Here is a 21,293-nt window from a genome sequence, read left to right on the forward strand (position 1 = left end):
GATGCCCTCCCTCGCGGAATGGATGCGAGGTTGCGACCTCGCCCGGCTGGAGGCCCAGGTTCTGGTCGAGACGGTGCAAGGCTGGAGCCGTGCCACCCAGGCGGCTCACCCCGAACGGGAACTCGACGCGTCCGCGCTCGAACGACTGAACGCGCTCGCCGCCCGGCTTCGCTCGGGCGAACCCCTGGCCTACGTGCTGAGGCAGCGCGAGTTCTACGGACTGGAATTCGAGGTCACCCCCGACGTGCTCATCCCGCGGCCCGACACGGAGCTTCTGGTCGACCTCGCCCTGCGCCATCTCGACGACCTGCCCGAGCCTCGCCATCCCACGGTGCTCGACATGGGCACCGGCAGCGGGGCCATCGCCATTGCCATCGCCCATGCGCGGCCCAAGGCGCGCGTCTGGGCGCTCGACACCAGCGCCACCGCACTCGCAGTTGCGCGTGCCAACGCGGCGCGGCTGCTCGACCCGCATCGGGAAGGCGGCGCCGTGAATTTCCAGCAGACCGACTGGTGGCGCGGGCTGCAGTTGCCGACGGCGTTTGCGTGTTTCGACTGCGTCGTCTCCAATCCGCCTTACATCGCCGCGAACGATCCCCATCTGTCCGACCTGCGCCATGAGCCGTCTCTGGCGCTGACCGGGCAGCACCCTACTGCCGACGGGTTGAGCGATCTTCGGCAGATCGTGGCAGAAGCCGCCCCCCACCTGCGCGAGGACGGCCGCCTGCTGCTCGAGCATGGCTACGACCAGGCCGCCGCCGTGCGCGACCTGCTGATAGCGCACGGCTTTCGCGAGGTCTTCAGCGCGCGTGATCTGGCAGGCATCGAACGGGTCAGCGGCGGATTTTGCCCACAGCAACGCGCCCATACGATGCCCCCTAAAATGGCCTGACCCAAATCAACCGGATTCACGATCATGTCCAGCGTGCAAGAGCAGATCGATCAAATCGTCAAGAACAACGACGTGGTGCTGTTCATGAAGGGTTCGCCGCAGTTTCCCATGTGCGGTTTTTCGGGCCGTGCGGTTCAACTGCTCAAGGCCTGCGGCGTCAGCCAGATCAAGGCGGTGGACGTGCTCCAAGACGAAGCCATACGCCAGGGCATCAAGGAATACGCGAACTGGCCGACCATCCCTCAGCTCTACGTCAAGGGCGAATTCGTCGGCGGCTCGGACATCATGGCCGAAATGGCCCAGAGCGGCGAGCTCCAGACCCTGCTCTCCGGCCTGAAGTAAAGCGCAAGGCGTATTCTGGCCCGCATGGCCACACCGCCCGCCGTGACCCGACGCCCGCGACTCATCGTTGCGCTCACGGGGGCGACGGGCATCGTCTATGGCGTGCGACTGCTGCAGCACCTGCAACGGCTGGGCACGGTGGAAACCCACCTGCTCATCTCGGCGGCTGGCGTGCTCAACCTCAAGGTGGAGATGGATCTCGATCGTAAAGCGGTCGAGGTGCTGGCCGACGTCGTCCACCCGGTCGGCGACATCGGCGCCGACATTGCCAGCGGCTCATTCTCGACCCTCGGCATGGTGGTGGCGCCGTGTTCGATGCGGTCGCTGGCCGCCATTGCCCACGGTTTTTGCGACAACCTCATCACCCGCGCCGCCGACGTTTGCCTGAAGGAGCGCCGCAAGCTGGTGCTGCTGCCGCGTGAGGCGCCGCTCAATCTGGCGCACCTGCGCAACATGACGGCGGTGACGGAAATGGGCGGCCTCATTTTTCCGCCGCTTCCCGCGTTCTATCTGCGGCCAAGCAGTATCGAAGCCATGGTCGACGCCAGCCTGGCGCGCGTGCTCGATCATTTCGGCATCGAACACGACCTGGGCATCGAGTGGGCAGGGGTCAGATCAAATTGACGGCGGCGCCAATGCGGCGCAGTTTGCTCAAAGTCATTGTGAGACCCGGCTCTGGGGGTCTATAACCCGATCATCGATCTGGAGTTCACCATGACCCAAGCCACCACCCCTCGCAAGACCACCGCACGCCCCGTGCGCCGATCCACTTCCGCCGCCCCCGGGCACCGCGAAGCCAGCCACGACAAGGTCGCCGACGGCGATATTCCCCCGGTGCTGACAACCGAGGGGGTGCAGCGCTATGTCGTCGATCAATCGCAGCAGGCCGCCAGACAGGCCGAGCTTGCGGCACTGGACACCGTTCTCAAGACGCCGCCCACGGCGGCGCAGGGCGAACAGGCCATCCAGGCCATTCTCGAGGGAGACGCGCCCGACGATGCTCAGGCCATGCGCGCCGCGCTGGGTCTGGGCGGCGCCGCGCCCGTGCCTCGCCACACCAGCAATGAACTGGCCGAAGACTGGCGCAAGGGCGGCTATCCCTACAAATACAAGATGCTGCGGCGCGATTACGAACGCGAAAAGTTCGTGCTGCAGACCGAGCTGCTCAAACTCCAGGCCTGGGTGAAGGAGAGCCGACAGCGCGTGATCATCCTGTTTGAGGGGCGCGACGCCGCAGGCAAGGGCGGCACGATCAAACGGGTGATGGAACACCTCAATCCTCGCGGCGCTCGCGTGGTGGCGCTGGAGAAACCCAGCGACGTCGAACGCGGGCAGTGGTATTTCCAGCGCTATGTGCAGCACCTTCCCACGGCGGGCGAGATCGTGCTGTTCGACCGCTCCTGGTACAACCGCGCCGGGGTCGAGCGGGTCATGGGCTTCTGCACCGATGCCGAGTACCGCGAATTTCTGCGCCAGGCGCCGGAATTCGAGCGCAATCTGGTGCGCAGTGGCATTCACCTCATCAAATTCTGGTTCTCGGTCAGCCAAGACGAGCAGCGACGCCGCTTCAAGGAGCGGCAGGTGCACCCGCTCAAGCAGTGGAAGCTGTCGCCCATCGACATGGCCTCGCTCGACAAGTGGGACGACTACACCCGCGCCAAGGAGGCCATGTTCTTCCACACCGACACGGCCGATTCACCGTGGACGGTGGTCAAGTCCAACGACAAGAAGCGCGCGCGGCTCAACGCCATGCGCTATGTGCTGCATTCACTGCCCTACACCGGCAAGGATGCCGATCGCATCGGCGAAGTGGACAACCTCATCGTGGGACGCGCCAACTTCATCCACGAGCGCGGCGAGCACGATCTGAGCAAGGGCGAGTACGGTTGAGTCCCAGCTGGGTCGGGCGACCCTATGCGTCCCCGAAACGGGCCGCACAGGCCTGCTGCATGGCACTGTCGACCTCGGACAGCTGCGCCCGGATGGCGATCAATCGGGCCTCGTCGGCCGGGCGCGGCGGCGCAGACCAGGCCGATTGCGGCCAAAACGCATCCCAGCCCCAGCGCGCGATGACGTGCCAGTGCAGATGCGGCACGACATTGCCCAGGCTGGCGAGGTTGATCTTGTCCGGCTGCAAGGTGGCGCGCAGCGTCTGCTCCGCCAGCGCCACCGCGTCCATGCAGCTCAGACGGTCGAGGGCGCTCAAGTCGCTGAACTCGGCCACGTGAGCATTCCACACCACCCGGTAAAACGCGGGCAGCAGAGGCTCTGCAGCTCGAATCAGACGAAAGGCGGGGCCGCGCCAGACGACATGCTCGCCTTCGTTTCGACACAAGGGACAGGAAGTCTGACTGAACATAACCTCAAGCCCGCTGCGCCGCGCCGACCATGATCACCGGCCCGGTGGGCAAGCCGGTCGGAGATCCGCCCGGCGGTTCCACGCTGACGGCAAACGCCTTGGCCTGCGACAGATGCGCTTGCGCGGCTTCGGGCAGGGGGTAGCGCGTCTGCCCCTGAGCCACGACACCCAGTGAAATCGGGGCGCCTACGGTGGGCAGCAACCAGAGCTGGTAGCTCTTGCCCGGCGGCGGCGTCATGGCGCCGACGGCCGTCAAGGTCACCGCCCCATTCTGGACGGTGACCACGGCGGCCTGGCCGCCCGCACCATGCATCAGGGCGGCCATCTGCACAGGCGCCACGGCACGGCTGCCCTGGTTCGGGTTCTGCACCAGCATGACGACCGAGAACGCCACCGCGGCCACGGCCACGCCACCGAGCCACAAGGACAGCCGCTTCCAGGCACGCACGCCCCAGCCAGTCGATACGCTGGTCATCGACGGCTGCAACGTCTCCTCGACCGATTGGATGCGCGCCGCGATGCCCTGCCAGACCGCATCGGAGGGAACGCCCAGTTGTTGCGGCGCCAACAAGGCGGCGTCGAGCCGTTCGCGCCAGTCGCGCACCGCCTGGGCGAAGGCGGGGCTCTGCTCCAGTAGAAGCTGAGCCCGACGCTGCGCTGCCGGGCCTAGCCCCCCGGTGAGCCAATCGGCCGCCAGACGCTGCAGGAGATCCGGGTCGAGATAACGCTTGGGCAGACTCATCGCGCGCCCTCCCCCAGACAATCGCGGAGAAACTGCACCGCACGCCGGATCAAGGTCTTCACGGTTCCCAGAGGCATGGCGCGCTCGCGCGCGACCTCGGCGTGCGACTGGCCCAGCACATAAGCTGCCGCAAGCAGATCTCGCTGGCGCGGCTGCAACTGACCGAGGCAATCCTCCATCTGCCGACCGTGCAGACCCGCTTCGAGCAGATGTTCGGGCGTGCGGTAATCGGGAATTTCAGGCAGTTCGTTTTCGTCATCGCCCTGCATGGGCACGACATACTGCGCCTCACGCTTGCTGGCGCGTAGGCGGTCGAGGCAGGTGTTGCGCACCAGGGCGGACAGCCAGGCCTCGGGACTGCCCAGCGACGGCCGGTAGCTCCCGGCCTGGTGCCAGACCTTCACATACGCATCTTGCATGGCCTCTTCCGCTGCCGGGCGGTCACGCAACAGCCGCAGGCAGATGGCCCACGCCCGGTGTTGGGTGGCCGCGTACAACTGGCCGAACGCATCGCGGTCAGCCAGGGCGGTATAGGCCAGGAGGGATTGGAGATCGGGCATGGGCCATGCAGGTCGGCATCGTCCGCTTGTGCTGCGCAGGCCAACCAAGACCCTTGCCAGCGCGGGCGGGTTCGTCATGCATCTTAACGACATCACGCCCCCGCCGCCGTGGAGACCCGAGGCGTCAAGCGATAAAAGCCGCGGGCACCGGATCCTTGCCCAGGGCACCTAGCAGAACGGCCCAGTGCATGGTTTCGTCGCCCATGATGCTGGCGGCCGCCTTGGCCAGATCCTTGTTATGGAACTGCGGCACCGCGCCGAGATAGGCGCTGGCCGCGCCCTTTTCGAGCCCGGCCGCGAACTCCAGCACATCGGCCTGGGTTTTCAGCGACGCCACTGGAAAACCGTATTCGGAGGGTTTCTTGGCCATGACCGGCGTGCCGCCGAGCTTGCCGATGGTCGATGAGAGCACCTCGGCGTGGGCCTTGTGCTGGCTCTGAAACTTCACGGCCACATCGAGCACCGGCTTTTGCAGCAGCCCCGACTCGGCGCCCACCTGGTAGGCGGCGATGGCCTGGTATTCCAGTCCCAGCGCGGTGTTGAGAATGGCGATGTCCTGGGCCGTCGAGGTGGACGGCGTGCCGGCCCAACTGGCCACCGGCGCCAGCGCGCTGGAGGCCGCCAGGCCCGCAGCGAACAGGCCGCCGACGCGGAAGAACTGACGACGACCGGCGCCTGGCGCCTGGGCATCCTGAGCCGTCATGGCGACGGGCTGTGCGGTGTCTTGCTTGCCTTGCATGATGAAACCTCCTGGAAAGGAAAAGGTTGAACCCGGTCACAGCGCCACAGCGGCGTCTGTGACCGGAACTACGCGCCCGGGCGCAAAACGGATTCAACGCGCCGCCTGCATTTATTCCAGATCAAAAGATTGCAATTCCGGCATATCAGATTTCGCTGTTTTTGCGTCTTGTCACATTTGCAACGACCTGTATCGGTGACGATTCGCACCTCGATCGATTCGTCTCAACACCGTCTGGAGCGTCCGTCATGCCGTTGTCTTCCCGCTTTGCGCCCTCCGGCCGCCGTGGCCACTGGCTTCGTCTGGTGCTCGCCTGCGCGACGGCATTCGGCGCCCCGCTCGCCTGGGCTAGTCCCTCGTCTGCACCGCAGTCGGCCATCGCCGAAGTGGACATTCACTCGCCCTACCGCGTGGTGCCCAAGATGCCTACGGGCTCGAAAGCCACGGCGGATCACAGCAAATTCAAGGAGCTGCAAGGGCCCTTCAAGAGCGGCCCCGAAGTCACCGCCGCCTGTCTGAGCTGCCACACCGAGGCGGCCAAGCAGATCAAGGGCACGATCCACTGGAAGTGGGAAGAGGTCGAACAGGACTCCAAGCGCATCGTCGGCAAGAACAAGGTGATGAACAACTTCTGCGTCTCCACGCCGAGCAACCAGCAGTTCTGTACCGGTTGCCACGTCGGCTACGGCGACGCCAAGAGCGGTGAGTTCGTCGCCTTCAGCAAGCGCCCGGACACCGATGTCGACTGCCTGGTCTGCCACGACCAGACCGGCAAGTACAAGAAAGCCCCGTATCAGTCGGGCAACCCGGCAACGACCCGCATCGAAATGCCACCGGGTTCGGGCAAGTTCATCGAGCCGATCGACCTGGCCGTGATCGCCCAGCATGTGGGCGAACCTTCGCGAGCCAACTGCGGCACCTGCCACTTCAACGGCGGCGGGGGCGATGGCGTGAAGCATGGCGACCTCGACAGCTCGCTGAAAAACCCGCCCAAGTCGGTGGACGTGCACATGGCCAGCGATGGCCTCAACTTCCAGTGCCAGACCTGCCACGCCACCGGCGGCCACGAGGTCAGCGGCAGCCACTACAAGCTCGATGCCAAGCACCAAGGCGGTCAGTATGTGCGCGGCAGCCAGCACAACATGGGCAGCGCGGCAAGCTGCCAGTCCTGCCATGGCGACACCCCGCACAAGGGCTCGCTGGCGCAGGACCTGAACATGCACACCCGCAACATCGCCTGCCAGACCTGCCACATTCCCGAGTTCGCCCGCGGCGGCGTGCCCACCAAGATGGAATGGGACTATTCCAAGGCCGGCCAGCGCGGCCCCGATGGCAAGCCGCTGGTCATCAAGGACGAGCACGGCCATCCCACCTACCTCGGCATCAAGGGCCAGTTCAAGCTCGGTGAAAACGTCGTTCCCGACTACACCTGGTTCAACGGCGCGGTGAAGTGGATGAACATCGGCGAGAACGCGGTGCCGAACAAGGACGGCGTCGTTGCCATCAACCAGTACGGCGGCAGCCCCACCGACGGCAAGTCGCGCATTTGGCCGGTCAAGACCATGAAGGGCACCCAGCCCTACGACCCGGAAATGCACCGTCTGCTGGCCATTCACAACGCGGGCTTCGACGACGCCGCTTACTGGCACACCATGGATTGGCAAAAATCCATCGCCGCGGGCATGAAGGAAGCAGGGCTGGAATGGTCAGGCAAGTACACCTTCGTCAAGACCACGACCACCTGGCCGATCACCCATATGGTCGCGCCCAAAGACAAGGCGCTGAACTGCGCGCAATGCCACACCAACAACGGGCGGCTGGAGAAGATCGACGGCATCTACATCCCCGGGCGCAGCAAGGACCACCAGACCTGGATCGAAACCATCGGCCTGGGCATCGCCGGGCTGAGTCTAGCCGGGGTGCTGGCGCACGGCGGCATCCGCAGTTTCCTATGGCTGCGCCGCCGCAACAAGCCCGGCAGCAAATCCCACTGATCCGCAGCACGGTCAGCCATCCGACACCGTCTCAGCGAGGAATCCATCATGACAAGGACAAAACGCGTTTACCTTTTCAAACGCTTCGAGCGCTTCTGGCACTGGAGCCAGGCCGCACTCATCATCACTTTGATGCTCTCGGGCTTCCGCATCCACGGTCTCTACGACCTGGGCGTGGACTTTCTCACCGCGCTGCGCATCCATACGGTGGCAGCCTGGTCGCTGGTGGTGCTGTGGGTGTTTGCGATCTTCTGGCACTTCACCACGGGTGAGTGGAAGCAATACATCCCGACCTTCGACAAGATCTTTCTCATCGCCCGCCACTATGCCTTTGGCATCTTCCGTGGCGAAGAGCACCCCTACCACGTGATCCCGACGCGCAAGCACAACCCGCTGCAGCGGCTGGCCTATCTCTGGGTCAAGCTGATGATCAACCCCATCATCTGGATCAGCGGCATCTGGCTGCTGTTCTTCGCCGACTGGGGCGCCTGGCCGGTATGGCAGCAATGGGGCATCAGCCTTCAGACCGTGGCGTGGGCGCACACCATCGGTGCCTACATGATGCTGATCTTCTTCATCGTGCACGTCTATCTGACGACCACCGGCCACACCCCGCTGGCGCACATCAAGGCCATGATCGTCGGCTACGAACACGAACCGGTGCACCACCATCCTCGGGACCAGGCCGCACCCAAGGCGGTAGAAAACGCCTGATCCAGGTTTAGGCAAGGCGGCCTGGCGTCGGGGTTCACCCGCGCCAGGCCGCATTCACTTTTGCCGTCAAACCAGTACGCGCTCGATGCCGCCGTCGTTGGCGGCCTTGACGTAGTCGGCCATCCAGTTTTCGCCGATGAGGTGGCGCGCCATTTCGATGACGATGTAGTCTGCTTCGAGCAGACCATGCTGCAGGTCGTTGCCGTAGCGGGTGAGCCCTTGCAGGCAAGACGGGCATGAGGTGAGGATCTTGATGTCTCCGGCGAAGCCATCGGCCCGCAACGCCAGTTCGTTCTTGCGCAGTTCTTCTTCCTTGCGGAAACGCACCTGCGTGGCAACATCAGGGCGCGAGATGCCGAAGGTGCCGCTTTCGCCGCAGCAACGCTCGCTCTTGCGCACATCGTCACCCAGCAGCGCCTTCACCGTCTTCATAGGCTCCTGCGTCTTCATTGGGCTGTGGCAGGGGTCGTGATACAGATACTTGACCGCACCTGATGCGCCGCCCGGACTCAGGCTATAGCCCTTTTCCAGCAGGAATTCGTGAATGTCGATGATGCGGCAGCCGGGGAAGATCTTCTCGAATTCATAACCCTGAAGCTGGTCATAGCAGGTGCCGCAACTGACCACCACGGTCTTGATGTCGAGATAGTTGAGCGTGTTGGCCACACGGTGGAACAGCACCCGGTTGTCGGTGATGACTTTCTCGGCCTTGTCGAACTGCCCCGAGCCGCGCTGCGGATAACCGCAGCACAGATAGCCCGGCGGCAGCACCGTCTGCACCCCGGCATGCCACAACATGGCCTGAGTCGCCAGACCGACCTGGCTGAACAGCCGCTCCGATCCGCAACCCGGGAAATAGAACACCGCCTCGCTGTCCACCGAGGTGGCGCGCGGATTGCGGATAATGGGCACGAAGTTCTTGTCTTCGATGTCGAGCAGCGCACGCGCGGTTTTCTTGGGCAGGCCGCCCGGCATGGGCTTGTTGACGAAGTGGATCACCTGCTCGCGTATCGGCGGTTTGCCCACGCTCAGGGGCGGATGCGCGGTCTGTGCCTTGGCTGCGGGCCTGAGCAGCCTGACCGCCAGCCGCTGCGCCTTGAACCCCGCCCCCACCATGGCGCTGCGCACCAGCTTGATGGTCTGCGGCTGGGTCGCGTTGAGAAAGAACATCGCCGCCGCGTTGCCCGGTTTGAAGCTCTTCTTGCCCATCTTGCGCAGCAGGTTGCGCATATTCATGGTGACATCGCCGAAGTCGATGTCCACCGGGCAGGGCGTCACGCATTTGTGGCAGACGGTGCAGTGGTCGGCCACGTCCTCGAACTCTTCCCAGTGGCGGATGCTCACGCCGCGGCGGGTCTGCTCCTCGTAGAGAAACGCCTCGATCAGCAATGAGGTGGCGAGAATCTTGTCGCGCGGCGAATACAGCAGGTTGGCGCGCGGCACATGCGTGGCGCAGACGCTCTTGCATTTACCGCAGCGCAGGCAGTCCTTCACCGAGGCACTGATGGCGCCGATGTCGCTTTGCTGCATGATCAGCGACTCGTGCCCCATCAGATTGAAGCTGGGCGTGTAAGCGTTGCGCAGATCGGCCGGATGCGCCGGGTCGTCCATCAGCTTGCCCTTGTTGAAGCGTCCCTCGGGATCGACCTCCTGCTTGTAGTCGCGGAAGGCGCCGATCTCGGCTTCGGTCAGGAACTCCAGCTTGGTGATGCCGATGCCGTGCTCGCCCGAAATCACCCCGCCCAAGCTGCGCGCCAGCGCCATGATGCGGGCCACGGCGTCGTGCGCCTGTTGCAGCATGGGGTAATCGTCGGAGTTGACCGGGATATTGGTGTGCACATTGCCATCGCCCGCGTGCATGTGCAGCGCCACCCAGGCCCGGCTCTTGAGCACGCGCTGATGAATCGCGTCGATGTCGCGGCGCAGGGGCTCGAACAGCCCGCCCGCAAACACCGCGGCCAGCGGCTTGCGCAGCTCGGCCTTCCAGGAAGCCCGCAGCGAGTGGTCCTGCAGCAGATGGAACAACGTGCGCGGCGCCGAGTCAGCCTGGGCGATCAATAAGGGCAGCGACGGCATGAGCACGTTTGCCGCCTCGGGCAGCTCGGGCAGCGGCGTGTCGAGATGATCGAGATAGAACGACCAGCGCGCATGCACGGCGGCGAGCAGTTCCAGAGCTTGGGCGCGCTTGGCCTCGAGGTCTTCGCTCGACAGCGCATGTTCGCCGTCGCCCAGTTCCTCGTTGCGCGCCAGCGGCAGGGTGCCGCGCAGCGCGCGGTCGATCTCGGCCACCAGCGCCAGCTTGTTCTTCAGCGACAGCTCGACGTTGATGCGCTCGATGCCGTCGACATACTCCCCCATGCGCGGCAGCGGAATGACCACGTCCTCGTTGATCTTGAAGGCGTTGGTGTGGCGGGCGATGGCCGCGGTGCGCTTGCGGTCGAGCCAGAACTTCTTACGCGCCTCGGCGCTCACCGCGATGAAGCCCTCGCCTACCCGCGCATTGGCCATGCGCACCACCTCGGACGCGGCACGAGCTACGGCCGCTTCGTCGTCGCCGACGATGTCGCCGAACAGCACCATCTTGGGCAGCGTGCCTCGGGCGCTTTTGGTGGCATAGCCCACGGCCTTGAGATAGCGATCGTCCAGATGCTCGAGACCCGCCAGGATGGCCCCGCCCGGGCGGGCGTCGAGAAAGGTCTTGATTTCGACAATGCTGGGAATGGCCTCGCGCGCCTGGCCGAAAAATTCGAGGCAGACGGTACGCACATGCGGCGGCATCTTGTGCAGCACCCAGCGGGCGCTGGTGATGATGCCGTCGCAACCCTCCTTCTGCACCCCCGGCAGACCAGCGAGGAACTTGTCGGTCACGTCCTTGCCCAGACCTTCCTTGCGGAAGCGCGCGCCGGGAACCTCCAGCAGGCGCTGGCTCTGCAAGGTCACCCCATCGGCGGCGAAGGTGCGAATGTCGAAGCGGGCCACCTCCACGTCGTGAATCTTGCCGAGGTTGTGATCGAGACGCTGCACCTCGACCCAGCGCCCCTGCGGATCGACCATGCGCCAGGAGGCCAGATTATCGATCGCCGTGCCCCACAGCACGGCCTTCTTGCCCCCGGCGTTCATCGCCACATTGCCGCCCACGCACGACGCATCGGCCGAGGTCGGATCGACGGCGAACACCAGACCGGCGGCGTCGGCCGCATCGGCCACGCGCTGCGTCACCACACCGGCCGGCGTCTGGATGGTGGGCACCGGGTGGGCCACGCCGGGCAGCTCGATGTATTCGACCGGGCCGATGCGGTCGAGCTTTTCGGTGTTGATCACCGCGCTCTTCCACACCAGCGGAATGGCCCCGCCGGTATAGCCGGTGCCGCCACCACGCGGAATGATGGTCAGGCCGAGTTCGATGCAGCCCTGCACCAGCCCGGCGATCTCCTCCTCGCTGTCGGGGCATAGCACGACGAAGGGATATTCCACCCGCCAGTCGGTGGCATCGGTCACATGCGTCACCCGAGCCATGCCGTCGAAGCGGATCGCCCCTTGCGCGCTGTGCCGACCCAGCACCTTGCGGGCGCGTTGACGCAGCGCCGCGGCCTCGTCGAACCAGGCGGCGAAGGCGGCCACCGCGCCACGGGCACGGTCGAGCAATTGACGCACCAAGGCGTCGCGATGCGCGTCCGCGCCTTCGCTGTGCGCGCTGTCGTCGCGGCGGCGGTCGATTTCGCGCAGGCGATGTTCGAGCGCACCGATCAGCGCGGCGCGGCGTTTGCGGCTCTGCAGCAGATCGTCCTGCAAAAACGGGTTGCGCTGCACCACCCAGATGTCGCCCAGCACCTCGTAAAGCATGCGCGCCGAGCGCCCGGTGCGGCGTTCCTGCCGTAGTTGATTGAGCCAGCCCCAGGCCTGCTCGCCCAGCAGGCGGATCACCACTTCGCGGTCGGAAAAGGAAGTGTAGTTGTAGGGAATCTCGCGCAGGCGTGCAGGCGCATCGGCCGGGCCGCGGTTCAGATCGGGGAGCAACTCAGAGGCGTGTGGAGCGGGGGCGTTCATCGGAACGACTTCGGCCTGGCGGCCCGAGAGACAAACTGACATTGTAGGGAGGCTGGCATTTCCGCATGAGCCGCATGCCAGTCGCGTTTTCGTGAAAAAAATCACACAAATTCCTCTCGGCTGCTGCAACGCCGCAAAGAGGGGAAATGACGCGCTTTTAAGCTCAAGGCATGAAAGAACTCAAACTTGCCGAGTTGATGAACGCGCTCAGTCATGCGCTCGACATGACCGAGGGTCAGCCCGAAGGCCACTGCGTGCGCTGCGCCTGGATCGGCATGTCGGTGGGGCGCGCCATCGGCCTTGCCGCGCCACAGCAATGGGAGCTTTACTACACCCTGCTGCTGAAGGACCTGGGCTGCAGCAGCAACGCCGCGCGCATCTGCGAGCTCTACCTCACCGACGACCTGCAGTTCAAGCGCGACTTCAAGCTGGTCGACGGCAGCCTGCCGCATGTGCTGCGCTTCGTGCTCGACCATACCGGCTTGCGCAGCGGCTTGGCCGAGCGCTTCAGGGCCACGCTCCATATCTTCCGCAACGGGCGCGACATCGCCCAGGAACTCATCCAGACCCGCTGCCAGCGCGGCGCCGACATCGCGCGGCAACTGCGCTTTCCCGAAGGCGTGGCGCGCGGCATCCACGGCCTCGACGAACACTGGGACGGCAGCGGCAAGCCCGAAGGCCTGATGGGCGAGCAGATTCCGCTCTACGCCCGGCTGGCCCTGCTGTCGCAGGTGGTCGACGTGTTTTTCACCGCCAGCGGCCCCGCCGAGGCCCGCGACGAAGTAAGTCGGCGTCGCGGCGGCTGGTTCGACCCCGAACTGGTCGATGCCTTCCTGACGCTCTCCGAGCAGGATGGCTTCTGGCAGACGCTGCGCGACCCCGGCCTCGGCAGCCGGGTGCTCGCCCTGGAGCCGGCGCAATGCTGCGTGCCGCTCGATGAAGACTATCTCGACGAAATCGCCGCCGCCTTCGGCCAGATCGTCGATGCCAAGAGCCCCTACACCGCCGGACACAGCGCCAGGGTGGCGCTCTACGCCGACCACATCGCCACCGAATTCGACATCCCACCCGAGCGCCGCCGCTGGCTGTACCGCGGCGCGCTGCTGCACGACGTGGGCAAGCTCGGCGTGAGTAACGCCATCCTCGATAAGGCGGGCAAGCTCGACGCGGCCGAGTGGGAGGCCGTGCAGATGCACGCCACCTACACAGAGCGCATTCTGGGCCGGATCAGCGCCTTCTCCGAACTCGCCCGCGTGTCGGGCGCGCATCACGAGCGCCTCGACGGCACTGGCTACCCGCACCGCCTCACCGCCGAGCACATCGCGTTGGAAACCCGCATCATCACCACGGCCGACATCTTCGACGCCATTTCCGCCGACCGCCCCTACCGTGGCGCGGTGCCGGTTCCGCAAACGCTGCAGATCATGTCCAAGACTGTCGGCAGCGCTCTCGATTCCCGTTGCTTCGAGGCCCTGTGCAAGGTGGTGGATCGGAACGACGCTCCCCAGCAGGATCTGCCGCTGGCGGCCTGAACGAAACGCCGCTCCACCTGAACCCGCCATCATGTCCAGCGCCCACCCTTCATTCCTGCGGTGCTGTGCCGTCATGACATACTGACCTGTTCTCTGAACATCGCCGCCGCCCATGATCGGACTCATCCAACAAACCCTGCTCGGCCTGCTGGATGCCAGCGGTGTTCCCGATGCGCGTGCGGAGGTGCTGCGGCGTGTCGGCCTGCCTGCCGAGATGCACTTTCGCATCGATACCGACTACGACGACGATCAAGCCGATGCCCTGCTGGCCCAGAGCTGCGCCGTGCTCAACCTCACGCAGGAGCAGGCGTTCGAGGCCTTCGCCACCGCCTTCCTCGCCGCTACGCGCCAGCGCTTTCCGGCGTTCTATGCCATGTCTCGCAATTCGCGGGCGTTTCTGGCGCGGCAGGCCGCCATTCACAACGTCATGGCCTCGGGGCTGCGCAACCCGGACAGGCGGCGTGTGATCAATGACAAATTCCAGATCATCTCGCTCGGCAATGGCGATTTGCGCGTCGTTTACAACTCTCCCCGGCGCTGGTGCGGGCTTTACCTCGCCCTGGCGCGGGAAGTCGCCCGCTTTTACGGTGATCGCCTCGAAATCACCGTCGCCGAATGCCGCCAGCGGGGTGACGGACAGTGCGCGTTTCAACTTCATTGGCCCGATCTGCAAGGGCCGACCACCCCCGCCGAGACGACGGCCGGGGCCTCGGAGCATCGGGAATGAGCATGGCCGACGACCAGGCCGCGCGCGACGCGGCCTTGCGCCTGGCCGTGGAAGACATGGCCGATCAGCTCTGCCGCGCGGTGGACCAGAAGGTCGACTTCGTGGTGCGCTCGCCGCTGGCCGACCCCACGGCGGAAAAACTCGCCCTGCTGATCAATTTCTTGCTCGACACCGGCGGGCGGCTGATCGATCAGGTGCAAAAACAGGCCGAGGCCCTCGACCGCCGCGTGGCCGAACGCAGCGCCCTGCTCCAAGCCGTATTCGACAACATGCTCGACGGCCTGATCGTGATCGACACCGATGGCCACATCCGCAACGCGAACCGCGCCGCGTACACCCTGTTCGGCTATGCGCCAGGCACGCTGCGACAACGCCGCATCAACGACCTCATGCCCGAGCCCTGGCGCAGCGCGCACGACGGCTATCTGCAGCGCTACATGGCCACGGGTGAGGCGCATGTCATCGGCAGGGGGCGCGATGTGCGCGGCCTGCGCAGCGACGGCAGCTCGTTTCCCCTGCGTCTGTCGGTGAGCGAGGTGCGCACCGGCGAAGCGCACTGGTTCGTCGGCCTGGTGCACGATCTCTCGGCGGAGCAGGCGCGGCTGCAGGCGCTCGAAGCCGAGCAGCAGTTCACGCAGCGGCTGTTTGCCGCCATGCCCGATCTGGTCTATGCCTTCGACACCCGGCTGCGCTTTCTGCGCTGGAACCAGGCCACGCTCGACGCCGTGGGCATGGACGCGCAAACCTTCGGCCAAAGCAGCGTGCAGCAGCATCTGGCCGTTCGCGACTGGCCGGTGGTGCTCAAGACCATTTACGACGTGTTCACCAAGGGCGAGGGTCGGGTCGTGGCGCGGCTCAAGACCGCCGACGGCACCCTCAAGCCCTTCGAATTCGTCGCCTCGCGCCTGCTCGATGCGCAGGGCAAGACCGCCGGACTGGTTGGCGTGGGCCGCGATCTGGGCGAGCGCGAAGCGCAGCAGATCGCCCTGCGCGAAGCCAAGGAAAAGGCCGAAGCCGCCGCCCTGGCCAAGAGCCAGTTCCTCGCCAGCATGAGCCATGAACTGCGCACCCCGCTCAACGCCATCATCGGCTATGCCGAGCTCATCATGGAAGAACTCGATGACGGCGTGCCCCTGGCGCAGAGCCGCTCCGATCTGCAGGCGGTGCGCGATTCGGGACGGCATCTGCTGCGGCTCATCAACAACGTGCTCGATCTCAGCCGCGTCGAGGCCGGACATGCGCAGGTGCTGGTCGAGCGCTTCGATCCCGCCGAACTCACCCACAGCGTGGCGGGCACTGTCGGCTCGCTGATGCGCCAGAAATCCAATCGCTTGCAGGTGGTGGCGCCCGACGATCTGGGCTCGATGCAAAGCGACCCGGGCAAAATCCGTCAATGCCTGCTCAATCTGCTGGGCAACGCGGCCAAGTTCACGGAAAACGGCAACATCGTCGTTCGCTTGCAGGCTGCCCTGCTCGCCGACGGTGCGCCCGCGCTCGCATGGGAAGTGAGCGACACCGGCATCGGCATGAGCGCCGAGCAATGCGCGCGCGTGTTCGAGGCCTTCACCCAGGCCGACGCCAGCATTGCACGTCAATATGGCGGTACCGGCCTGGGCCTGACCCTCAGCGCCGCGCTCGCCGCGATGCTCGGCGGCGCGCTCACCGTCACCAGCGCCCTGGGCCAGGGTTCGACCTTCATCCTGACCCTGCCGCGCGTCGCCCCGCTATCCGAGGAGACGGCGTGAGACTGCTGCTGGCCGAAGACAATGCGCTGAACCGCGACATGCTCGCGCGTCGTCTGCGCCGCCGCGGGCACGAGGTGATCGAAGCTGCCGACGGCGTGCAGGCGCTGGAGTGCCTGCGCGCCTGCCCTCCGCCCGATGCCGTGCTTCTCGATCTGGACATGCCGCGGCTCGATGGCTGGGGCGTGCTGCGCGAGTTGCGCGACACGGGCATGAGTCTGCCGGTGCTGGTACTCAGCGCGCATTCGCTCAAGGAAAACCGCCAGCGTGCAGCCGAGCTGGGCGTGGCCGCGTATCTCAGCAAGCCGCTGGATTTCGACGATTTGCTGCAGCGGTTGGCGCTGGCGTCTTCCCATCCCCATCCCTCCGCCTGAATCCCCATGTCGGCCGACAACCCGCAATGGAACTGGACGCAGAGCACCGTGCTGGTGGTCGAAGACGACCCCGCCAGCCGCGAACTACTCACCCGCCGCCTCGCGCGTGACGGGCTGAACACGCTGGCCGCAGCAGACGGTCCCAGCGCCCTCGCCGTGCTCGCGCAGCAGCCTGTGAGCGCCGTGCTGCTCGACATCGGCCTGCCCGCCATGAGTGGCCTGGACGTGCTGCGCACCCTGCGCCAGACGCACCCCGCCGACCTGCTTCCGGTGCTGATGGTGACGGCCTTCGACGAGACCGAACGTCTCGAAGAAGCCTTCGACTGCGGCGCCAGCGACTACCTCAACAAGCCCATCCACTACCCCGCGGTGCGCGCCCGCCTGAAGATGCACCTGGAACGCGCACATGCCGCGCGCGCCCTGCTGCAGGCCAGAGAGCGCGAGACGCTGATGCTGCAGGCGACCAACGACGGCATCTGGGACTGGGACAGCACCTCGCAGCGCTTGCATCATTCGAACAACTGGTTCGAGCTGCTGGGCTGGGGTAATCAGCCTGCGCCCGACACCATTGACGGCTGGATGGCGCGCATCCACCCCGACGACCAAAGCGAAACCCGGCAGAGCTTCGAGCGTTTCGTCTCCGACCCCGATCAGACGCGGCTGAAGTTGCAGTACCGCCTGCGCGGCGGCGACGACGATTTCCGCTGGATCGAGACGCGCGGCGCCGCCGTGCGCGATGCGCTGGGGCAATGCCTGCGCTTGGTCGGCAGCCACACCGACATCAGCGCGCTGCGTTACGTCAACCGCGTCACCCAGTTGCCCAATCTGCAGCGCCTCATCGACCGGCTCGACACCCATCTGCAGCGTCTGCGCGACGATCCGCAGGGGCGCGTCGGTGTGCTCGTGGCGCAAGTTCTCGACATCGACCACCAGCTCGAGTTCGCCAGCGGTCAGACCTTCGGCAAAGCAATCGAAATCATGGCCGAGACCCTCTACGGCCGCCTCGGCGACCGGGTGCAGATCGGCAGCGGCGAGCAGGCCAGCCAGATCGTGCTGCTCGCACGCGACCCCCATGTCGATGATGCCGCGCTCGAAACCCTGGCCCGCAGTCTGCACGACATCCTGCAGGGCGGCGTCACGGTCCTTGGCAAGGCGATTTTTCCCCGCTTGTGCGTCGGCGTGTTCGCCGAGGCTGCCACGCATGCGCAGACACGCCAGAGTCTGGCCGCCGCGCAACTCGCCGCGCGTGTGGCCCAGGAAAACGCACGCCCCACACTGCGCTTCGACACCCAGGTGCTCCAGGCCGAAGACCGGCGCAAGCGCGTGCTCGGCTGGCTGCGCGACGCCATCGAAGACGGGCCGATCGAGCCCTGGTGGCAGCCCATTCTTTGCGCCAACGGCGTCCTGGCCGGTTTCGAGGCCCTTGCGCGCTGGCGCGGCCCGGACGGTCAGGCCATCAGCCCGGCAGAGTTCATTCCCCTGGCGCAATCCAGCGGTTTGATCGCTGCGCTGACCGACCGCATTCTGCAGCGCTCGCTGGCCGCGCTAGCCCAATGGCGCGCGGAAGGATTGGTCGCCGAGACCGCCTATACCTCGGTCAACTTTCCGCCCTCGGCCCTGCTCGATCCTGCATTCCCGCAGTACCTCTCAGCCGCCGTGGCCTCACACGACCTACCCCCTTCGGCCCTGTGCGTCGAAGTGACCGAGTCGGACGCCGCGGCACCCGGCGAGCCGATGGAGCGCATCACCACCAAACTGCGCAGGCTCGGTTTCCGCCTGGCGATCGACGACTTCGGCACCGGCTACTCATCGCTGGCCTCGCTCAACCGCCTGGCCTTCGAGACGGTCAAAATCGACCAGAGTTTCGTGCGCGGCATGATGGAACAGCCCCGGCTGCACGAAATGATCCGGGCCATCGTCGGCATGGCCCGCGCCCTGGGGCTACGACTGGTGGCCGAAGGGGTGGAAACCCAGGAACAAGCCCAGGCACTCGGGCGCGAGGGCGTCGACCGGATGCAAGGCTATCTCTACGCCCGCCCCATGCCCGAGCCCGACCTGCGACAGTGGCTGCAAAATCGCCGGGTCGGTTAGGTTCGTCGCGCACCGATCAGCGTTGAGCGGGCATGGCCACATAGATTTCGACCCGCCGATTGGCCGCGCGCCCCTGGGCCGTGGCGTTGCTGGCGACCGGGTTCTGCGGGCCCAGACCTTGCGTCGAAATGCGCTGGGCGGCGACACCGCGTGAAACCAGGAAATTCTTCACCGTCAAGGCACGGTTTTCCGACAGCGGATAGTTGATGGCATCGGTGCCGGTGCTGTCGGTGAAACCGAACACCTGCACCGTCTCAGTCGGGTTCTGGTTCAGGCCGGTGGCCAGGCTTTCCAGAATGGGATACATGCGCGAGTTCAGTTGCGCGCTGCCCGTGGCGAAACCGGCATCGGCCGGCACGTTCATCTTGAGGCGATTGTCCTGCGTCTGCGTCACCTGCACGCCGGTACCCGAAGCCTGCGCCTGGGCCTGCAGATCCTGCTTCTGCTTCTCGAGATGCTGGTTCCACAGATAGCCGCCCAGCGCTCCCACGGCCGCACCCGCCACGGCGCCGGTCGCTGCACTCTTGCCCGTGTTGCCGCCAGCTGTCAGCGCCCCGATGATGCCGCCGGCCGCAGCGCCGATACCGGCCCCCGTGGCGGTGGTCCGCTGCGATTCGTTCATGTTCGCGCAGCCGCCCAGAGTCAGCGCGATCAGACTGGCCGACAGCACGATGGCGATGGATTTTTGCTGTTTCATAGACGACTCCTGATGAAGAGGTTGATGGTCATACCTTGTGACAAGTTTAGACCCGATCCCGCTGTGAAGCGGAACTGTGATGTCGAATTTTCAGTCTATCCTGACAGCATGGCATTCCTTGTTGAAACATCTCATGGACCGCTTCGCTCCCCCCATCCTCCTTCCTCCCGCACGGCCTCGACAGGCCACGGCACCATCGGTGCACTGGACGCTGGACTGGATCGATTTCTCGCGCATCGACATCGCTGCGGTGCACGACCATATCGACCTGTTCTACCTGCTGGTGAGCGCCTCGTTCATTGAATCGGGCTCGCACACCTATACCCGCAACCTTGTCGAGCACTACGACGCCTATCCGCAGATCGCCGACTGGCTTGAGCACCAGTGGGAACCCGAGGAATTGCAGCATGGCCGCGCGCTCAAGACCTATGTGCAGACAGTCTGGCCCGATTTCGACTGGGACACAGCCTATGCCGCGTTTTTCGACGAATACTCCCGCCTGTGCACCGTCGAAGATCTCGAAGACGACCGCGCGCTCGAACTCGTGGCGCGCTGCGTGGTCGAGACGGGCACTGCGACTTACTACCGCACCCTGCGCGACCTGTCGCCCGAGCCGGTGCTGACCGAGCTGACCGAGCACATCCGCACCGACGAGGTGCAGCACTACAAGCATTTTTACCGCTACTTCAAGGAGCTGAACGCCGACCGCAAGCTGTCGCGGGCGCGCATTCTCGGCGCGCTGAAGCGGCGGCTGCTCGAACTGCGCACCAGCGACTCGGACATCGCGCTGCGTCATGTCTGGGCCTTCCGTCAGGCCATGCCCGGTGTCGACCACGAGCCCTTCGAGCAAGTCTGCCAGCGGCTCTATCAGTATGTCGGTGCGCGCTTGCCCATGGATCAGGCGGTAAAGATGCTGCTCAAGCCGCTGGGTCTGCCACACCGCATGGAGCATTGGATCGAACGTCCGCTCACGCACATCGCCCGGCGCGCCATCACGGCCTGACCTCGACTGGCGCGCGGCCAAAATCGGCGCGTTGAACAACAGGTGGATAGCGCACACTGCCAAACCTTTGCCATACCCGAGCACTCGACTCAAGTAATCGGATTCCAGGGCTTACCGAGCGCGAAACCGTGGCCTATAGTGAGTTAGTCAAGGCGGTATCGACCCAATCAGAAGCGGGGTCACAAGCGCCCCGGGCGCGCCGTCGGCTGGCAAGCACCATCACAACAATCGAGGAGATGCAAGATGCAAAAGTCCCTGCATATCGACCCGGACAAATGCACGGGTTGCCTGCAATGCGAGATGGCCTGTTCCTACGAAAACTACGGCCTGTTCAACACCTCCAAGAGCCGAATCAAGGTGTTCGACTTCCACGAAACCGGCCGCAAGGTGCCCTACACCTGCACCCAGTGTGACGAGGCCTGGTGCCTGCATGCCTGCCCGGTCGAGGCGATCAAGCTCGACGCCGCCACCGGCGCCAAGATCGTGCTCGAAGACGTCTGCGTGGGCTGCAAGGTCTGCACCATCGCCTGCCCGTTCGGTACGGTCAACTATGTCGCCGACACCGGCAAGGTGCAGAAGTGCGACCTGTGCGGCGGCGAACCGGCATGCGCCGAAGCCTGCCCGACCGGCGCCATCACCTATGTGGATGCGAGCTGGACCGGCCTGTCGCGCATGCAGCAGTGGGCCGCCAAGCTCGGCAACCAGAACGCCGCAGCCTAAAAACACAAGGAGACAACC

The 21,293-nt window shown here is 65.3% G+C and carries 19 protein-coding genes; 13 read left to right on the forward strand and 6 right to left on the reverse strand.

The features are described 5' to 3' along the window. Nucleotide 1 precedes the first annotated feature (1 nt). The 4 genes from prmC (at nucleotide 2) to ppk2 (ending at nucleotide 3,124) form a co-directional block, all read left to right on the forward strand. Nucleotides 2-892, forward strand: a complete 891-nt coding sequence (prmC, locus tag ASC45_RS00800) for a peptide chain release factor N(5)-glutamine methyltransferase (RefSeq protein ID WP_055449132.1) — start codon at nucleotides 2-4, stop codon at nucleotides 890-892. 24 nt (nucleotides 893-916) lie between these two features. Further along, complete coding sequence (gene grxD, locus ASC45_RS00805; RefSeq protein ID WP_055449133.1) at nucleotides 917-1,234, forward strand: Grx4 family monothiol glutaredoxin; 318 nt, start codon at nucleotides 917-919, stop codon at nucleotides 1,232-1,234. A 24-nt stretch (nucleotides 1,235-1,258) separates the two neighbouring features. Next, on the forward strand, nucleotides 1,259-1,858 hold the full coding sequence (locus ASC45_RS00810) for a UbiX family flavin prenyltransferase (protein WP_055449134.1): 600 nt from the start codon (nucleotides 1,259-1,261) through the stop codon (nucleotides 1,856-1,858). 90 nt (nucleotides 1,859-1,948) lie between these two features. Further along, complete coding sequence (gene ppk2 / locus ASC45_RS00815; RefSeq protein WP_055449135.1) at nucleotides 1,949-3,124, forward strand: polyphosphate kinase 2; 1,176 nt, start codon at nucleotides 1,949-1,951, stop codon at nucleotides 3,122-3,124. A 22-nt stretch (nucleotides 3,125-3,146) separates the two neighbouring features. Here ppk2 and ASC45_RS00820 read toward each other — a convergent pair whose 3' ends face one another. The 4 genes from ASC45_RS00820 to ASC45_RS00835 form a co-directional block, all read right to left on the reverse strand. After that, nucleotides 3,147-3,593, reverse strand: coding sequence for an HIT family protein (locus ASC45_RS00820; protein WP_055449136.1), 447 nt, complete (start codon nucleotides 3,591-3,593; stop codon nucleotides 3,147-3,149). Between the two features lie 4 nt (nucleotides 3,594-3,597). After that, nucleotides 3,598-4,335 carry an anti-sigma factor gene (locus ASC45_RS00825; RefSeq protein ID WP_055449137.1) on the reverse strand — a complete coding sequence of 246 codons (738 nt, stop codon included), beginning with the start codon at nucleotides 4,333-4,335 and terminating at the stop codon, nucleotides 3,598-3,600. Beyond that, nucleotides 4,332-4,895 (reverse strand): sigma-70 family RNA polymerase sigma factor, encoded by a 564-nt coding sequence (locus ASC45_RS00830; RefSeq protein WP_055449138.1) that lies wholly within the window; start codon nucleotides 4,893-4,895, stop codon nucleotides 4,332-4,334. The genes ASC45_RS00825 and ASC45_RS00830 overlap by 4 nt, the downstream gene beginning before the upstream one ends. A gap of 124 nt (nucleotides 4,896-5,019) precedes the next feature. Beyond that, complete coding sequence (locus ASC45_RS00835; protein WP_055449139.1) at nucleotides 5,020-5,634, reverse strand: ferritin-like domain-containing protein; 615 nt, start codon at nucleotides 5,632-5,634, stop codon at nucleotides 5,020-5,022. Nucleotides 5,635-5,882: 248 nt separating this feature from the next. On the opposite strand from ASC45_RS00835, the gene ASC45_RS00840 reads away from it, so the two are divergent. Further along, nucleotides 5,883-7,628, forward strand: a complete 1,746-nt coding sequence (locus ASC45_RS00840) for a tetrathionate reductase family octaheme c-type cytochrome (RefSeq protein WP_055449140.1) — start codon at nucleotides 5,883-5,885, stop codon at nucleotides 7,626-7,628. Between the two features lie 48 nt (nucleotides 7,629-7,676). Next, nucleotides 7,677-8,342 (forward strand): cytochrome b/b6 domain-containing protein, encoded by a 666-nt coding sequence (locus ASC45_RS00845; protein WP_055449141.1) that lies wholly within the window; start codon nucleotides 7,677-7,679, stop codon nucleotides 8,340-8,342. A 66-nt stretch (nucleotides 8,343-8,408) separates the two neighbouring features. On the opposite strand, the gene ASC45_RS00850 is transcribed toward ASC45_RS00845, so the two are convergent. Continuing rightward, nucleotides 8,409-12,389: a DUF3683 domain-containing protein gene (locus ASC45_RS00850; RefSeq protein ID WP_055449142.1), complete on the reverse strand. Its 3,981-nt coding sequence runs from the start codon at nucleotides 12,387-12,389 to the stop codon at nucleotides 8,409-8,411. 170 nt (nucleotides 12,390-12,559) lie between these two features. On the opposite strand from ASC45_RS00850, the gene ASC45_RS00855 reads away from it, so the two are divergent. The 5 genes from ASC45_RS00855 to ASC45_RS00875 all read left to right on the forward strand — a co-directional run bounded on the left by ASC45_RS00855 (nucleotide 12,560) and on the right by ASC45_RS00875 (nucleotide 18,855). Continuing rightward, a complete protein-coding gene (locus ASC45_RS00855; RefSeq protein ID WP_055449143.1) occupies nucleotides 12,560-13,921 on the forward strand; it encodes an HD-GYP domain-containing protein in 1,362 nt (453 codons plus the stop codon). A gap of 112 nt (nucleotides 13,922-14,033) precedes the next feature. Beyond that, nucleotides 14,034-14,648, forward strand: coding sequence for a heme NO-binding domain-containing protein (locus ASC45_RS00860; RefSeq protein ID WP_055449144.1), 615 nt, complete (start codon nucleotides 14,034-14,036; stop codon nucleotides 14,646-14,648). Then, nucleotides 14,645-16,393, forward strand: coding sequence for a PAS domain-containing sensor histidine kinase (locus ASC45_RS00865; protein ID WP_082454160.1), 1,749 nt, complete (start codon nucleotides 14,645-14,647; stop codon nucleotides 16,391-16,393). The genes ASC45_RS00860 and ASC45_RS00865 overlap by 4 nt, the downstream gene beginning before the upstream one ends. Next, nucleotides 16,390-16,764: a response regulator gene (locus tag ASC45_RS00870; RefSeq protein WP_055449146.1), complete on the forward strand. Its 375-nt coding sequence runs from the start codon at nucleotides 16,390-16,392 to the stop codon at nucleotides 16,762-16,764. Before ASC45_RS00865 ends, ASC45_RS00870 begins: the two co-directional genes overlap by 4 nt. Nucleotides 16,765-16,770: 6 nt before the next feature. Continuing rightward, complete coding sequence (locus tag ASC45_RS00875; RefSeq protein ID WP_055449147.1) at nucleotides 16,771-18,855, forward strand: EAL domain-containing protein; 2,085 nt, start codon at nucleotides 16,771-16,773, stop codon at nucleotides 18,853-18,855. A 16-nt stretch (nucleotides 18,856-18,871) separates the two neighbouring features. Here the strand turns inward: ASC45_RS00875 and ASC45_RS00880 are convergent, their stop codons facing one another. Then, entirely contained in the window at nucleotides 18,872-19,552 is a 681-nt protein-coding gene (locus tag ASC45_RS00880) for a YiaD family glycine zipper/OmpA-like lipoprotein (protein ID WP_055449148.1), read from the reverse strand. 133 nt (nucleotides 19,553-19,685) lie between these two features. Between ASC45_RS00880 and ASC45_RS00885 the strand changes: the two genes are divergently transcribed. After that, nucleotides 19,686-20,555: a ferritin-like domain-containing protein gene (locus ASC45_RS00885; protein ID WP_082454162.1), complete on the forward strand. Its 870-nt coding sequence runs from the start codon at nucleotides 19,686-19,688 to the stop codon at nucleotides 20,553-20,555. Between the two features lie 243 nt (nucleotides 20,556-20,798). Beyond that, on the forward strand, nucleotides 20,799-21,275 hold the full coding sequence (locus ASC45_RS00890) for a 4Fe-4S dicluster domain-containing protein (protein WP_055449149.1): 477 nt from the start codon (nucleotides 20,799-20,801) through the stop codon (nucleotides 21,273-21,275). Nucleotides 21,276-21,293: the final 18 nt, after the last annotated feature.

This window comes from Thiomonas bhubaneswarensis, assembly GCF_001418255.1.
Lineage (GTDB): Bacteria > Pseudomonadota > Gammaproteobacteria > Burkholderiales > Burkholderiaceae_C > Thiomonas > Thiomonas bhubaneswarensis.

What these genes read in the sequence shown, in the direction of transcription:
- prmC (WP_055449132.1), top strand. Translation starts at nt 2, where the DNA reads ATGCCCTCCCTCGCGGAATGGATGCGAGGTTGCGACCTCGCCCGGCTG.
- grxD (WP_055449133.1), top strand. Translation starts at nt 917, where the DNA reads ATGTCCAGCGTGCAAGAGCAGATCGATCAAATCGTCAAGAACAACGAC.
- ASC45_RS00810 (WP_055449134.1), top strand. Translation starts at nt 1,259, where the DNA reads ATGGCCACACCGCCCGCCGTGACCCGACGCCCGCGACTCATCGTTGCG.
- ppk2 (WP_055449135.1), top strand. Translation starts at nt 1,949, where the DNA reads ATGACCCAAGCCACCACCCCTCGCAAGACCACCGCACGCCCCGTGCGC.
- ASC45_RS00820 (WP_055449136.1), bottom strand. Translation starts at nt 3,593, where the DNA reads ATGTTCAGTCAGACTTCCTGTCCCTTGTGTCGAAACGAAGGCGAGCAT.
- ASC45_RS00825 (WP_055449137.1), bottom strand. Translation starts at nt 4,335, where the DNA reads ATGAGTCTGCCCAAGCGTTATCTCGACCCGGATCTCCTGCAGCGTCTG.
- ASC45_RS00830 (WP_055449138.1), bottom strand. Translation starts at nt 4,895, where the DNA reads ATGCCCGATCTCCAATCCCTCCTGGCCTATACCGCCCTGGCTGACCGC.
- ASC45_RS00835 (WP_055449139.1), bottom strand. Translation starts at nt 5,634, where the DNA reads ATGCAAGGCAAGCAAGACACCGCACAGCCCGTCGCCATGACGGCTCAG.
- ASC45_RS00840 (WP_055449140.1), top strand. Translation starts at nt 5,883, where the DNA reads ATGCCGTTGTCTTCCCGCTTTGCGCCCTCCGGCCGCCGTGGCCACTGG.
- ASC45_RS00845 (WP_055449141.1), top strand. Translation starts at nt 7,677, where the DNA reads ATGACAAGGACAAAACGCGTTTACCTTTTCAAACGCTTCGAGCGCTTC.
- ASC45_RS00850 (WP_055449142.1), bottom strand. Translation starts at nt 12,389, where the DNA reads ATGAACGCCCCCGCTCCACACGCCTCTGAGTTGCTCCCCGATCTGAAC.
- ASC45_RS00855 (WP_055449143.1), top strand. Translation starts at nt 12,560, where the DNA reads ATGAAAGAACTCAAACTTGCCGAGTTGATGAACGCGCTCAGTCATGCG.
- ASC45_RS00860 (WP_055449144.1), top strand. Translation starts at nt 14,034, where the DNA reads ATGATCGGACTCATCCAACAAACCCTGCTCGGCCTGCTGGATGCCAGC.
- ASC45_RS00865 (WP_082454160.1), top strand. Translation starts at nt 14,645, where the DNA reads ATGAGCATGGCCGACGACCAGGCCGCGCGCGACGCGGCCTTGCGCCTG.
- ASC45_RS00875 (WP_055449147.1), top strand. Translation starts at nt 16,771, where the DNA reads ATGTCGGCCGACAACCCGCAATGGAACTGGACGCAGAGCACCGTGCTG.
- ASC45_RS00880 (WP_055449148.1), bottom strand. Translation starts at nt 19,552, where the DNA reads ATGAAACAGCAAAAATCCATCGCCATCGTGCTGTCGGCCAGTCTGATC.
- ASC45_RS00885 (WP_082454162.1), top strand. Translation starts at nt 19,686, where the DNA reads ATGGACCGCTTCGCTCCCCCCATCCTCCTTCCTCCCGCACGGCCTCGA.
- ASC45_RS00890 (WP_055449149.1), top strand. Translation starts at nt 20,799, where the DNA reads ATGCAAAAGTCCCTGCATATCGACCCGGACAAATGCACGGGTTGCCTG.